The sequence below is a fragment of the Campylobacter showae genome, from assembly GCF_963515975.1.
GTDB lineage: Bacteria > Campylobacterota > Campylobacteria > Campylobacterales > Campylobacteraceae > Campylobacter_A > Campylobacter_A showae_F.
On sequence record NZ_CAUPZM010000021.1, the window covers coordinates 14,213 to 28,452 of the forward strand.

At 51.2% G+C, this 14,240-nt stretch carries 11 protein-coding genes; 6 read left to right on the forward strand and 5 right to left on the reverse strand.

What is annotated here, in order from left to right; translation table 11 throughout:
* Positions 1-127 precede the first annotated feature (127 nt).
* Complete coding sequence (locus RWM02_RS08035; protein WP_314070957.1) at positions 128-2,581, reverse strand: molybdopterin-dependent oxidoreductase; 2,454 nt, start codon at positions 2,579-2,581, stop codon at positions 128-130.
* 224 nt (positions 2,582-2,805) lie between these two features.
* Between RWM02_RS08035 and RWM02_RS08040 the strand changes: the two genes are divergently transcribed.
* The 3 genes from RWM02_RS08040 to RWM02_RS08050 are packed head-to-tail and all read left to right on the forward strand — an operon-like array spanning position 2,806 to position 5,677.
* Positions 2,806-3,375: a YcxB family protein gene (locus RWM02_RS08040; protein ID WP_314070960.1), complete on the forward strand. Its 570-nt coding sequence runs from the start codon at positions 2,806-2,808 to the stop codon at positions 3,373-3,375.
* A 20-nt stretch (positions 3,376-3,395) separates the two neighbouring features.
* Positions 3,396-5,312, forward strand: coding sequence for a hypothetical protein (locus RWM02_RS08045; RefSeq protein ID WP_314070963.1), 1,917 nt, complete (start codon positions 3,396-3,398; stop codon positions 5,310-5,312).
* Between the two features lie 29 nt (positions 5,313-5,341).
* Positions 5,342-5,677, forward strand: coding sequence for a hypothetical protein (locus RWM02_RS08050; protein WP_314070965.1), 336 nt, complete (start codon positions 5,342-5,344; stop codon positions 5,675-5,677).
* 117 nt (positions 5,678-5,794) lie between these two features.
* On the opposite strand, the gene RWM02_RS08055 is transcribed toward RWM02_RS08050, so the two are convergent.
* Positions 5,795-6,205 carry a DJ-1/PfpI family protein gene (locus tag RWM02_RS08055; RefSeq protein ID WP_314070966.1) on the reverse strand — a complete coding sequence of 137 codons (411 nt, stop codon included), beginning with the start codon at positions 6,203-6,205 and terminating at the stop codon, positions 5,795-5,797.
* Between the two features lie 319 nt (positions 6,206-6,524).
* On the opposite strand from RWM02_RS08055, the gene RWM02_RS08060 reads away from it, so the two are divergent.
* Complete coding sequence (locus RWM02_RS08060) at positions 6,525-8,153, forward strand: formate--tetrahydrofolate ligase (RefSeq protein WP_314070968.1); 1,629 nt, start codon at positions 6,525-6,527, stop codon at positions 8,151-8,153.
* A 57-nt stretch (positions 8,154-8,210) separates the two neighbouring features.
* On the forward strand, positions 8,211-8,339 hold the full coding sequence (locus RWM02_RS08065; protein ID WP_314070971.1) for a hypothetical protein: 129 nt from the start codon (positions 8,211-8,213) through the stop codon (positions 8,337-8,339).
* A 248-nt stretch (positions 8,340-8,587) separates the two neighbouring features.
* On the opposite strand, the gene RWM02_RS08070 is transcribed toward RWM02_RS08065, so the two are convergent.
* From RWM02_RS08070 to uvrA, 3 genes are all read right to left on the reverse strand, one after another.
* Positions 8,588-9,028, reverse strand: a complete 441-nt coding sequence (locus tag RWM02_RS08070) for a pyrimidine dimer DNA glycosylase/endonuclease V (RefSeq protein WP_314070974.1) — start codon at positions 9,026-9,028, stop codon at positions 8,588-8,590.
* A 103-nt stretch (positions 9,029-9,131) separates the two neighbouring features.
* Entirely contained in the window at positions 9,132-9,443 is a 312-nt protein-coding gene (locus RWM02_RS08075; protein WP_314070977.1) for a hypothetical protein, read from the reverse strand.
* 86 nt (positions 9,444-9,529) lie between these two features.
* Positions 9,530-12,385: an excinuclease ABC subunit UvrA gene (gene uvrA, locus RWM02_RS08080; RefSeq protein WP_314070979.1), complete on the reverse strand. Its 2,856-nt coding sequence runs from the start codon at positions 12,383-12,385 to the stop codon at positions 9,530-9,532.
* 174 nt (positions 12,386-12,559) lie between these two features.
* On the opposite strand from uvrA, the gene RWM02_RS08085 reads away from it, so the two are divergent.
* The gene (locus RWM02_RS08085; protein ID WP_314070982.1) at positions 12,560-14,218 is read left to right on the forward strand and encodes an SLC13 family permease; all 1,659 of its coding nucleotides are present in this window, start codon (positions 12,560-12,562) and stop codon (positions 14,216-14,218) included.
* Positions 14,219-14,240 lie beyond the last annotated feature (22 nt).

A 14,240-nucleotide genomic window follows, 5' to 3' on the forward strand; every position in this document is an offset into this window, starting at 1 on the left:
GCGTCTTGGAGTAAGCGCTGAAGCGATCAAATTTGAGTTAAATTTGACGCTAAATTTAAGCGGATAAATTTAAAAAGTCGTCAAATTTGAGCGGCTAGCTTACCGCTCAAATTTAAACCGTAAAAGCCTAAGCCTCTATCGTCGCAGGCCTATCAAACGCCGTTACGCTCGGCAGTTCGCCTTTAAATTTCTCGATCTGCACCATGCTCGTGTGCGCGGTGTTGCTTTGCGAGAGCTGCGAGCTCGGTACGTCCTTGGTTAGCACGTTTATGTTGCCGTGCTTGCATAGGCTGCGCTCGCCCCAGACGGCCGGATCGTACCATGCGCCCTCGCTCACGATCACGACGTTATCTTGCGCTCGCTCGCTTACCAGCGCGCCGCAGAGGATCTCGCCTCGGTCGTTATAGATCCTTACTACGTCGCCCGTTTTGATGCCGCGCGCCTTTGCCGTGGCGGGACTAATAAGTGCTGGTTCGCGGTTCGCGATCTCAGCGTAGTTGCGGATGAGTGAGCTGTTTAGCTGCGAGTGGAGCCTAAATTTAGAGTGCGCACCGCTGATGGCGATAGGATACTTGCTCACGTCGCCGCCCAGCCACTCAAAAGGCTCCATCCACGTCGCGTGCGGCGGGCAGTCGCCGTAACCTAGCTTTTCGACCGTTTCGGAGTAGAGCTCGATCTTGCCCGACGGGGTTTTTAACGCGTTTTTCTCGGGATCGGCGCGGAAGTCCGCGTAGTTTGTGAAGTACCGTTTTTTCTCGTCGATCTTATCAAATTTGACATAGCCCTTTTGCCAAAACTCCTCAAATTTCGGCATCGCTATACCCATGCCTTCGGCTTGCTTAGCGGCGTTTTCGTAGATCTCGCGCACCCACTCAAGCTCCGTTTTACCCTCGCTAAAGGCCTGCTCGTACCCCTCGCCCCACTGCGCGCAGATGAGCCGCGCGATCTCAAAGTCGCTCTTGCTCTCGCCCGCGGGCTTTACTAGCGGCTTAATCGCAAAAAGGTACTCGCTAGTCGAGTTTGCGAACTCTATATCCGTGCGCTCGCACTCAAGAGCAGACGGCAGCACGATGTCGCTGAGTCTTGCCGTACTCGTCCAAAAGGGCTCTGTGGTGATGATCGCTTCGATCTTGCGCATAGCCTCGACCGCGCGGTTGGTGTCGGGGTGGCGGGTAAAGGTCGAGCCGTTGGCGTTAAACATCACGCGGATGTGCGGCATGACGTATTTCTTGCCGTTGCGCTCGATCTGCTTGCCCGGCTCCATGATCGCGTCTATGAGCCTGCTGTTTGGTATCTCGTGGTATTTGGCCTTGGCTAGCTTGCCCTGCGGGGCGATGTATTTTTCGTTTACAGCGGGATTAAAGGCCTGAAGCTTTGGCGCGATGAAACTAATATCGGCGTTTTTATGCATCTGATCGTTCATCACGTAGCCGCGCCCCGTCTTGCCGATGTCGCCTAGCATCGCAGCTAGCGCGATGAGCGCCCAGTACGCCATCTCGCCGTGGTGCTGTCGCTGTATCGCGTAGCCCGTGACTATAAGCGTGTCTTTTTTGGCTAGCGTGTCGGCTAGGCTTTTTAGCTCCTTTTCGCTCACGCCGCAAATTTTACTCGCCCACGCAAGATCCTTTTTCACGCCGTCCTTCGCACCCGTAAAATACTCTTTAAATTTATCAAACCCGACCGTGTAATGCTCAATAAATTCTTTGTCGTAAAGCCCGTTTTCGTAAAGATATTCGCAAAGCCCGATCAGCATCGCCGTATCGGTGCATGGGCGCACGGCGAGATAGTGCGCGCCGAAATACTCCGCCGTTTCGTTGCGGTAAACGTCTATGCTGTAAATTTTCATCTCGCCTTTTTTAAATTTATCCTTCATAATCTCGTAGTAGGCGTAGGAGTTGTGCATCGGCACAGAGGTGGCGATCTTGTTTGAGACGACGGGATTCGTGCCCCAAAATACGATCGTTTTGGCCTCCTTTATCACGCCCTCCCAGCGCGTAGGATTATGCGTCGGGTCGATAGAGCCCGTCACATGAGGCAAAAACGCCGTCGCCGCGCCGTAAGAGTAGCCGCCAAGCTCGCTCACGTAGCCTCCTAGCGCGTTTAGCATGCGCTTTGCGGTGCGCTGCGAGTGGCCGAGCTTGCCTAGGCTACCCCACTGATAAAGCTGCCCGTAAATGGCCTCCGAGCCGTATTTGTCGAAGTTTTCTTTTAAAATTTTAGCGCTTAGCTTTATCGCCTCGTCCCAGCTAACGCGCACGAAGGGCTCCTTGCCGCGAAGCTCCGGCTTTGGATTTGAGGGATCAGCTAAGAAGCTTTTGCGCACGTATGGGTATTTCACGCGCGTTTCGTTTTGGATGTGATCGCTTAGAGCGTTATTTAGCACCGTCGGCATCGCGTCGCCCTCAAAGGGCTCGGTGCCAACGACCCTGCCGCCGATGGTTTGGACGTAAAACGCGCCGAATTTATTCGCGCAAAGCCCCATCTGCTCGTCAAATATCGCCTGTGCTAGCGCGTTAAATTGCTTCGCCTGCGCCGATGTCGCCGCGAGAGCGCCTAGTTTTAGAAAATCTCGTCTTTTCATGATTCTGCCTTAAATTTAAATTTGGTGGTTGATTTGGTTTAAATTTAGCGGAATTTACGCGGTTGAGTTTTGCATGATTTGCCTTTAAACGTATTACGCGACCTCGCGTCTTAGCGGTGATTTTACTAAATTTGGGCTTAATTATCGTTTTAGCGGCGGTTTTTAAAAATAGCGTAAATTTAGGCCAAATTTGATAATATCTCATCAAAATTTAAAGGAAGTAAATGTCAAATTTAAAAGCCGACTTTGAGCTAAAACCTAACGCCGAGTATAAAAAGACGGCGCGCGAGGTCGCTAAAATCGTTTATAAAGGCGATAAATTTATGCGCTATATCAGCCTTTGCGACTTTGCGGCGATTGTTATCGGGATGATTTTTATCACGCTTTTGTGCGTCAAATTTTACATCAACGACCTTGACTGCTTGCTTGAAGATTACGGCTATGAAAGCGCGGCGATCTTGCCCTATCTTGCGTGGATAGGCGCGTTTTTGACGGTGCTTTACGCTACTGGGCTGCGGCCTTGGCTACTGATTCGCGCGCTGATAAATAAAGCAAACTACGGCGAATTCGGGCAAAAAAGCGTAATCTTAGAGGATGAGTTTTTCATGCAAAAAAGCAAATTCGGCGAGGGCAGATATTTTTATAACATCATCAGCAACGCCCGCTACGTCGGTAATTTCCTCGTCGTTATCATCGCAAATTCCATGTTTTACGCCGTACCGCGCGAGGCTTTTGGCGACGGCGGAGCGGAGTTTTTAAGCGAGATAAAAAAGCGCGCGGGACTAGACGCGTAAAATCAAATTTAGGATTTAAAATGAGCGAATTTGACGAGTTAAATTTACACGAGCCGTTTTTAAAAGGACTGCGCAATCTAGTAAGTGGCAACCAAGCTAAGCCTGAGGATTTGGTAGAAATTTCGCACGAAATTTTTGATTTTGAAGCGACGGCGACCGTGACATGGGAGTTTTACGGCAAACGCGAAGAGAGCAAAATAGCAGGCGGCGCAAAGGAGCAGATACATTTCGGCGACGATACGCGCGGCTACGAAAATCACGCCAGAGAGTGCTTGCTGCAGGCTAGAGATAGCGCCGATTTGCACGAGATTTTACTCGCCGAGCTGCGCCAAGACGCAAACGAGGCCGTCGCAAAATCAGGCGGCGCGGTTAGGTATTACGACTTTAAGCCCTTTAGCATGAGCGAACGCTGCGACAACTGCGGCGGCGACGGGCAGACTCGCTGCGGCGAGTGCGGCGGACGCGGTAAAAAAACCTGCTCCAGCTGCGGCGGACGCGGACGACAAAGCTGCTCCACGTGCGGCGGCAGCGGCGGCGTAAATCGCCCTCACACGCAGTACAACTCAGACGGCAGCACCTACGTAACGTATCGCTACGAGAGCTGTTCGTCATGCGGCGGCAGCGGCTCAAGTACCTGCTACGGCTGCTCGGGATCTGGCACGGTTAGGTGCGGCGGATGCGGCGGGTCCGGCTACGTGCAGTGCGCCCAGTGTAGCGGACACGGATACTTTACCACGGTAGCAAACATCGGCGCCTACGCGAAACCCGGCGTAAATTTACGCATAAAATCGCGCGCATACGCCGACGAGCTCTTGGACTTTTTATGCGCTCGCAGTTGCAAATTTATCTCGCAAACGATACCGTTTTATCAAGACGAAGAGAGCGGCGACGAGAGCTCGCACCTGTTTTCTTACGTGGGTTCTAGCGCGATAACGAGGCTAAATTTTATCCTGCTAGGCAAGGAGTACGAGGCGGTGGGCTTTAGCAACCCGCCCTACGCCTTTATCCGCCCGCCCTTTTTCGACGATCTTTTCGTGGACGAGATATTGATGCTAGAAAAGATTGACGCCGACGGCAAGATAACTAGGCGAGAGGCGTTTAAATTTTTCACGCGCTACTGCTCGCAGCCCGCCCTAGACTCCGCGCTAAAGCGTATCGCTAAGACGGATGACGCGCAAAACGAGGCCGCAAACGCCGTGATAGAGGCCTGCGACGGCTACGTCTCAAGAGGCGCGGCGAGCAAACTGGGCGAAACGATGAAAAAATGCCTAAATAAAATCTCCCCCGTTTACTCGCCTGCGGTTTGGTTTGGGCTGGGCTCGGCGTTTTGGCTGATTGCGCTAGTTTTTACGGCTGGATTTTTAGGCGAAAATTTAGCCGACCGCTACATCATGACGCCTATTTATACGCTTATATTTTTGGCTATTTGCGCTGGCGTTGCTTGGTGCGTCTTAGCGCCGCTTAGCGCGCTGGTTACGTTGATTCGCCGTAGTGCCGTGCCTAAAGAGTACCGCCAAAGCATGCGAAACAAAGAGGCTTTTTCGCTGTTTTTTAAAATTTTAGCTGGATTTGGAGCCCTCGGCGCGATCTACGGCGCGATATCGAGTTTTGGCTACGCTCCGACTCTTATGCAGCTTGACGAGCGCTTTGAGGCATCGCGCGGCCTGGAGGCCAAATTTCGCGAGATAACGGCTAAATTTGACGGCTCAAACGAGACGGCGCGCGAAGCAAACTCCACCGACGCCGCCAAAACCGCGCCGCAGATGACGCAAAAAGATAAAATTTTATACGTGCAAAAGGCTATCGGCGTCAAGGCCGACGGCATCATGGGCGCGCGCACGCTCAAAAAGGCGCAGGAGTTTTTGGACGCAAATTTGACGAACGCGGATGAAATTTACGAAGCTATAAAGGCAAAAGAAGCAAGCCGCGGAAAATAATTACTTATATCTCGTTTTAGGAGGATGAAATGCCAAAAATCAACTGGGACGGAAGGTCTGCGGGCAACGGCGCTTTGGTATACGAGGGCAACGAACTAAAGCCAAAATACGGCGCAACCACGCACAATACCTTTGAATTTGACGGCGGCGTGCTAAAGCCCAAAACAGGAGCCAACTCCTCTAACACCTTTGAGTTTGACGGCAAAAAAATAAAACCCAAATACGGCGCAAACTCAAGCAACACTTGGGTGATACAAGGCAACGTAGTTAAGCCCGATTTTGGCTCGAACTCAAGCAACACTTACGACATAAACGGAGCTCCTATCGCCGTCATAATAGGGCAAGTCTGCCTAAAACTGTGGTAGCGCGAGTCAAGATACGAGCCGTTTGTTTTAAAAATTACGATTTTGGCGTGCGGCACGGTAAATTTGACTCGGCTTAAATTTAGCGGTCCAATTTTAGCAACCGCAGCAAACTAAAATTTAAAACAACTCCGCGTTTTTGTCGCTATTCCAGACGTATTCCATCGCCCAAGCGATACGCTGCGCCTCGTCCCGTCCGTGCATATCGGCGATAAAACCCAGAGCCGCGTCGATACCAGCGCTCACGCCCGAGCTAGTGTAAAATTTCTCGCTAACGCACCACCTGGCCGCGCGTATCCAGCGCACATTCAGGGCCTCCGAGGTCACCCACTGCCACGATAGCTTGTTACTCGTGGCCTCCATGCCGCCCAAAAACCCTGTTTTAGCTAGTAAAACCGAGCCCGTATACGCCGTGATCACGTACTCGTGTCTGCGCGCTAGCTCGCCCAAAATAGTGATAAACTCGCCCTCCAGCGCGAGCTGTCTCGCTGCCAAACCGCCCGGCACGAGCAACGGGTCAAATTTAGCCATCTCATCTAGCTTTTGCGTCCAAATTTTAGCGCTCGTACTACTGCCCGCGAGCCCGCCAGCAACCCAAATACTCTATCTCGCAATATTTTCGCTCGCCCTTCTAGCGCAGGGGACAGGCGCCTCGGCAGGCCCCAGCGCATCCATCGCGGTAAATCCGTCAAAAAGCAAAACGTTTACCGCCTTCATAGCGATCCTTTGTCAAATTTAGTTTCAAATTTAGCCCAAATTTGATTACCGGCGGCCAAAATTTAATGAGATTTTTCGCATTTGCGAGGTAAAATTACAAAATCATTTTAAATCAAATTTTTAAGGAAAGACGATGCTAAGCGACAGAGAAATAGAAGCAAGCGCAAAGCCGCAAAATATCGTAAAAATCGGCGCAAAACTGGGACTAGGCGAGGAGGCGCTGGATACCTTCGGCAAGCTAAAAGCCAAGATCGAGCCCCGACTAGGCAGCGCGACGGGCGCAAACCTCATCCTAGTTACCGCGACCAATCCGACGCCGTACGGCGAGGGCAAAACGACCGTGACCGTCGGGCTATCAGACGGCTTAGCGCGTATCGGCAAACGCGTGTGCGCCGCGCTTAGAGAGCCGAGCCTGGGGCCGGTTTTCGGTATAAAGGGCGGAGCGACGGGCGGCGGCTACTCGCAGGTGACGCCGAGCGAGGATATCAACCTGCACTTTAACGGCGACTTTCACGCTATTACCTCGGCAAATAACCTCATCGCTGCGATGCTAGATAACCACATCCACCACGGCAACGCCCTAAATATCGACCCTGCGCGCGTCGTTTTCAAACGCTGCATGGATATGAACGACCGCTCGCTAAGAGAGATCGAGATCGGCCTTGAAAAAAGCAATAAATTTACACGAAAAGACGGATTCGTCATCACTGCCGCTAGCGAAATTATGGCGATCCTGTGCCTCGCGACCGACCTAAAAAATCTAAAAGAGCGCGTCGAAAACATCGTCGTCGCCTACGATAAAGAGGGCGGCCTCGTGCGCGCAAAATCCCTAAACTGCGCGGATGCCGTCTGCGTACTGCTAAAAGAGGCGATAAAACCAAACCTCGTGCAGACGCTCGAGGGCACGCCAGTACTCATCCACGGCGGACCGTTTGCAAACATCGCGCACGGCTGCAACAGCGTGATCGCGACCAAAACGGCGCTAAATTTAGCGGGCTACGTCGTAACCGAGGCGGGTTTTGGCGCAGAGCTTGGAGCGCAAAAATTCCTAGATATCAAGTGCCGCACCGCAGGTCTCGCGCCAAAATGCGTCGTGCTAGTAAGCACCATCCGCTCGCTAAAATATAACGGCGGATGCGACAAAGACGGCATCTCGCAGCCAAATTTAGACGCGCTAAAGCTAGGCGGCGAAAACCTAAAAGCCCATATAGAAAATCTCAAAAACTTTAACCAAAACGTCATCGTCGCGCTAAATAAATTCGCCTCGGACACGGACGACGAGATCGCTCACGTGCGCGCTCTTTGCGAGGAGTCGGGGGCTGAGTTTAGCGTGTGCGAGGGCTTTTTAAAGGGAAGTGCGGGCACGGAGGATCTAGCCAAAAAAGTCGCGCAAATCTGCGAAAAACCGGCTCGCGAGATAAACTTTACCTACGACCCCGCCGACCCCGTCAAAACCAAGATCGAAAAGATCGCGACTAAAATTTACGGCGCCAAAGACGTCGTCTTTAGCCCGCGCGCGCAGGAGGATCTGGCCGAGATTTCGCGCCTAGGCTTTGAGAGTATGCCCGTTTGCGTCGCAAAGACGCAGTATAGCTTTAGCTCGGATGCTAAGCTACTAGGACGGCCGAAGGGCTTTAGCTTCGAGGTTAGCGCGCTTGAGATCAGGGGCGGAGCGGGCTTTATCGTGGCGGTTAGCGGATCGACTATGCTGATGCCAGGACTGCCTAAAGTGCCTGCCGCCGAGCATATGAGAGTGGAGTAAAACGAGCTATGATCCGTCAAATTTGAGCGCAAAATTTGATCGGTAGGCGAAGTTTTTTTGAAAAACAAAGGCGAATTTGGCGGAAATAACGCCGGGCTCGCCTTTTTAAATTTGGCTATTTCGTCCTTTAAATTTGCCGTCAAATTTAAAACGCTAAATTTAACAAACGCCCGCGCTAGCTCGTAAATTTTATAGCAACGCTATTCATGCGAGATTTTTATCTTACCGTCCATACATCGCCGAAACGCAAAATCAAATTTACTCGCCTAAAGCCGCGTACCGGCCTAGTGCCAAATTTGCGCTATTTTACGGCGTTTAAATACCCAAATTTAACGCTCGAAATTTGCCGTAATTTACGGCAAAATCGACGCAACGTATTTTGGCGTTTTAATCAAATTTGCGCAAGCAAGCCAAAATTTACGTGCGATACAGCACTAAATTTTCACCTTTTCCCACGGCTCTATCCCGCCCTCGACCTCTTTAAAAGTGCTGGCGATTTCTATATTTTTTACGCTCAAATTTCGCTCGTAAGCCTTGACGTCGCGCGATTTTAGCTTCTCTTGCAAAAAGGCGAATTCATACTCTATCTGCCCGCTAGTGACGGCTATCTTGGCTAAATTTCGCTCGTCAAATTCGCCAACTTTTGCCGCGTCAAATTTATATCCGCGAGCGCAGGCCTGCGCGTAAACCTCCGCCAGATACGCATTTATCGCTTCACACGCGTTTTCGTGCGCGTAAAAGCGGTCAAGCTGCGGGTGATTTTTGTAGCCTTTAGTAAGCCCGGCCAGCACGTTTTTAGCCAGCAGCGCCTCGCGCCAAAGCGCTACTAGCCCCTTTGCGTCAAGATATTTAAAGCTTATCGTCCAAAGCCTCATTTTTGCCTTTCATTAAATTTACAGCCGTTTTGCGGGCTAAATTTGGCGCGGCTAAGCCCGCAAACCGTAAAATTTATATCGCAAATTTGCCTGCTACGTCGCCTCACTTCGCTAAAAAGCCGAAGCGATCGATCATATCTAGGAGCAAATCGGCTTTGTAGATTTCATCGTTTAGTAAGTCGTCGTATTCCTCTTCTAGCTCGCTAGAGTTTTCGACTACGGCTTCGAGGTGCTGTCTGGCCTGCGTAAATTCGCCTTTCATCACGAAATATTCGCCTAAAATCACGCTAGCTTGCACCTTGCTCGCCTCGTCGCCCTCGCTTCCGAGCGCATCCTTTAGGCTCTGTACGCCGCCCTCCTCAAGTCCCCTTGATAGCTGCATAACGGCTTTGTTTAGATAGAGTTTTGCGTCCATTTTTGCTCCTTCAAATTTAACGCGGCAAGCCTCGCGTAAATTTACGCCGACATAGCTTTATAAATTTTACCGATCTGCTTCGCCGTTTATTTTTTCTTCGCCTTTTTTGCCGCGTTTTTCATATTTTCCAGCTCCTCGGCTAAAAATTTACCCGTGTAGCTGCCTGTTTTTGCGTGATTTTTAGCGACCTCTTTTACGCTGCCCTGCGCGATGATTTTACCACCCTTAGCGCCGCCTTCTGGCCCCATATCGACGATGTAGTCGCAGTTTTTGATGACGTCCATGTTGTGCTCGATGACAAAGACCGAGTTGCCAAGATCTACGAGATGGTGCAACACGCGCACGAGCCTATCGACGTCGGCAAAATGCAGCCCCGTAGTCGGCTCATCAAGGATATAGAGCGTATTTCCAGTATCCGAGCGACTGAGCTCCTTTGCCAGTTTTACGCGCTGCGCCTCGCCGCCGCTTAGCGTCACGGCGTTTTGTCCCAGCGTGATGTAGCCTAGGCCGACGTCTTGCAGCGTCGTTAGTTTGCTAGCGATTTTGGGCACGGATTTAAAAAACTCCACCGCCTCGTCGATGCTCATATTTAGCACGTCGGCGATACTTTTGCCTTTGTAGAGGATTTCTAGCGTCTGCGCGTTGTAACGAGTGCCGCCGCATGAGTCGCAAACGACGTTTACGTCGGGCAAAAAGTGCATCTCGATCGTTATCTCGCCCTCGCCTTGGCACTTTTCGCAGCGTCCGCCCTTGACGTTAAAGCTAAACCTGCCGATCTTGTAACCTCGCAGTTTGGCTTCTTTGGTCTGCGCAAAAAGCCCTCTGATCTCGTCCATCACGCCCGTGTAGGTGGCCGGATTTGAGCGCGGAGTGCGGCCGATAGGGCTTTGATCGAGGTAGATCACTTTGTCTAGATTTTCTAGTCCGCTCAAATTTACTCCCGCGACCTTTTTTACCTTTTTGGCGCGGTTTAGCTGCTCCTGGGCTTCAGGCAGCAGGGTTTGCAGAACGAGCGAGCTTTTACCCGAACCAGAAACCCCCGTGATACCGACTAAATTTCGCAGCGGAAAGCGCGCGCTTAAATTTGATATGTTGTTGATATTTACGTTTGAGATTTCAAGCCAAGTGTCGATTTTTCGGTCTTTTCGGTAGTCGATTTCCTTTTCGCCGTTTATGTAAAGCGCGGTTTGCGTACTTGAGTCAAGCAGGCTTTTCACGTCGCCGGCAAAAACTATCTGCCCGCCGAATTTCCCCGCTCCAGGCCCGATATCCACGATGTAGTCGGCCTCCTCGATCGTCTTTTTATCATGCTCGACTACGATCACGGAGTTGCCTTTGGCTTGCAAATTTCGCAGGGTTTTGATGAGCTTTAGCGTATCGCGCTCGTGCAGACCGATGCTAGGCTCGTCTAGCACGTACATCACGCCGCTAAGACCCGATCCGATCTGGCTAGCGATCCTGATACGCTGCGCTTCGCCGCCGCTAATCGTACGCGCGTCGCGTCCGAGCGAGAGATACCCCAGCCCCACGTCGTAGAGGAAAAACAGCCTCTCGTTTATCTCCTTAAATATCGGCTTTGCTATCGTTTTATCGTATTCGCTAAGGTAGCTAAAATTTGACTCGTCCGAAAAAAACGCGGTGCAGTTTTCGATACTCATGTCTAAAATTTCGCCGATACCGCGGCCTGCGACCTTGACGGCTAGGCTTTGAGGCTTTAGCCTGTGTCCGCCGCAGTCGTCGCAGATCTTCTCGCTCATGTATTCGTCGAAGTCCTTGTAGTCTTTTAGAAGCCCGTGAGTGATTTTTAGCGCGCCTTCAAATTTGCGCAGTAGCTTGTTTCGCTTCCAGAAAAACTCGACCTCTTTTACGTTTCCGTAGAGCACGAGGCGCTTTTCATCCTCGCTAAGCTCGCAGTAGGGGCGCTTTACGTCGATGCCGTTTTGCTCGCAAAAAGCTAGCAAAAATTTATAATAATAGCTCATATTGTAGCCGTAAAGCAGCTTTATCGCGCCGCCTTCGATGCTTTTTTCTTCGTCGATCACTTTGGTTAGATCTAGGCTATATCTGATGCCAAGACCATCACACCTCTCGCACGCGCCTTTTGGAGAGTTAAAGCTAAAGCTAAGCGGCTCGAGCGGCGTAAATGAAATTTTACAATCAAAGCACGCCGAGTGCTCGCTGTAGTGGATGAAGCTCTCTTTTAGCCCGAGTTCTTCGGCGTTTGCGATCTCGATCTCGACCTCGCCGTAGCTTTCATTCAGCGCTTTTTCTACGTCCTGGGCTAGGCGCTGCGCGTTATCCGCGTCTATCACGATACGGTCTACGATGAGCTTTATCGTGTGCTTTTTGGTTTTAGCTAGCTCGACCTCCTCGTCTAAGCGCACCTGCACGCCGTCTATCTGGGCGCGCACGTAGCCTTTGCCGCGTAAATTTTCGATCAAATCCGCCCACGTGCCCTTTTTTTCGCGCACGAGCGGAGCGTAGATGACGACTTTGGCGCCCTCGGGCAGCTTTTGGATCTCGTTTATGATGTCGCTAGCCGACATTTTAGAGATCGGTTTGCCGCATTTGTGGCAGTGCTGGATACCGACCCTTGCGTATAGAAGGCGCAGGTAGTCGTAAATTTCCGTTATCGTGCCCACGGTCGAGCGCGGATTTTTGGACGTGGTTTTTTGATCTATCGCGATAGCGGGCGTGAGACCCTCGATCTTATCGACGTCGGGCTTGCCTACGCGGTCTAAAAACTGCCTAGCGTAGCTGCTGAGGCTCTCCATATACCTGCGCTGCCCCTCGGCATAAAGCGTGTCAAAGGCTAGCGTGCTTTTGCCGCTGCCGCTAAGTCCGGTGAAAACTACGAGCTTGTTTTTCGGAATTTCAAGATTTAAATTTTTTAGGTTGTGCTCGCGCGCGCCCGTGATTTTTATGGTGTCGTTTGCGTTCATTTTCGCTTCCGTGATTTTAAATTTTTAACCCGTAATTATACCCAAAATCGCTTTAACTAAAATCCCTGTTACTTTTATCAACACTTTAGTAAAAATCAATTTTAAAGTAAAAGAATTTTTTAAGCTATAAGCTTTTTGGATGTATTATAAATTATCCCAAGCATAGGAGTTATCATGGCAAATCCAAACATTCCTATAGACAGAAGAACAAACCGAGTCGAACTCATCGGGCTGGTGCTAGGCGTTTTTCTAGCGATTTGGGTTTACAAAATCTTCCCCGCAAACGCAGGAGATATCGCTCTAGCTGCGGCCAAGGGCAAAAAGCTGCACGTAGAAGCCATGCCCGTCGTTGCCGCGGTAGCCGCGCTGATGGCGGCGTGGTGGATGACCGAGGCCATCGCCCTACCCGCAACCGCCCTGGTGCCGATGGTTGCCTTTCCGGTACTTGGCGTCGATGCGTTTAAGGTTGTCGCGGCGCCGTATGCTTCGGACACGATATATCTTTTTATGGGTGGCTTCGTGCTAGCCCTTGCTATGCAAAGGTGGAATCTACACACCAGAATCGCCCTTGGTATCGTGCTTTTAGTAGGTACGAGCCCGAGACGGCTGGTGGCGGGGTTTATGGTGGCGACGGGATTTTTATCCATGTGGGTGAGCAACACCGCAACCGCTATAATGATGCTGCCCGTGGGCCTAAGCGTGCTTCACCTAGTCGGACGCCTAACGACTCAAAAATGGACGTTTACGGCGATCGAGGACGTGGCAAATTTGGACGAAATTTCGCGAAAAGGCGTGCAAGGCGGCTTTATGAATACGGTATTTCACAAAGGTCGCGACATCGCAAAAGAGATAAAAGAAAAAACGAGCACTTTTAGCTCAAATTTCGGTATCTCGCTGATGCTAGGCATCGCCTACGCCGCCTCGATAGGCTCAGTGGGCACCATCATCGGTACTCCGCCAAACGCCCTTCTGGTCGCATACATGAAAAACGAATTTAGCATCGAGATCGGCTTTTTTGAGTGGATGCTAGTCGGCGTGCCGCTTAGCGTCGTTATGCTCGCGGCGTGTTGGTTTTTGCTCACTTACGTACTCTTTAAGCCTGAAATCGGCGAGATACCAAACGGCAAAAAAGTTATCCAAGACGAGCTAGATAAACTAGGACCCATAACCACCCCAGAAAAGCTAGTCGGAGTCATCTTCGTAGCAGCAGCTGCATGCTGGATATCGCTGGGTTTTATCCTAAAGTCCTTTGATATAAAAATCGCCAGCCTTGATGCGATAATCGCGATGAGTACGGCGATTTTGCTCTTTATCGTACCTGCAAACAAAAGCGGCGAACGCCTCATCGACTGGGATAGCGCCAAAAAGCTGCCGTGGGATATCCTCATACTCTTTGGTGGCGGACTATCGCTCTCAGCGCAGTTTAGCAGCAGCGGACTGTCGCTTTGGATCGGTCATCAGGTCTCTGCTCTCGGCGCGCTGCCTACCTCGGCGATCATCATGGCCGTCGTAACGCTCGTCATTTTCCTAACCGAGATCACGTCAAACACCGCCACCGCAGCGGCCTTTTTGCCAGTCATCGCAGGCGTTAGCGCGGGGCTTGGCTATACCGGCGCAAACGTGATGCTATTTACGATCCCGGTCGCTATGGCGGCTACGTTTGCATTTATGCTGCCCGTCGCCACGCCGCCAAACGCCATCGCATACGGCTCTGGCTACGTAAAAATCAGCTCTATGATAAAGGCCGGAATCTGGCTAAATATCATCGGCATTTTTCTCATCACGGCAACTGTCGTCTTTATCGCTTCGGCAGTTTTCGGACTTAAATTTTAAGTAAATTTAGGCGGCCTTAACT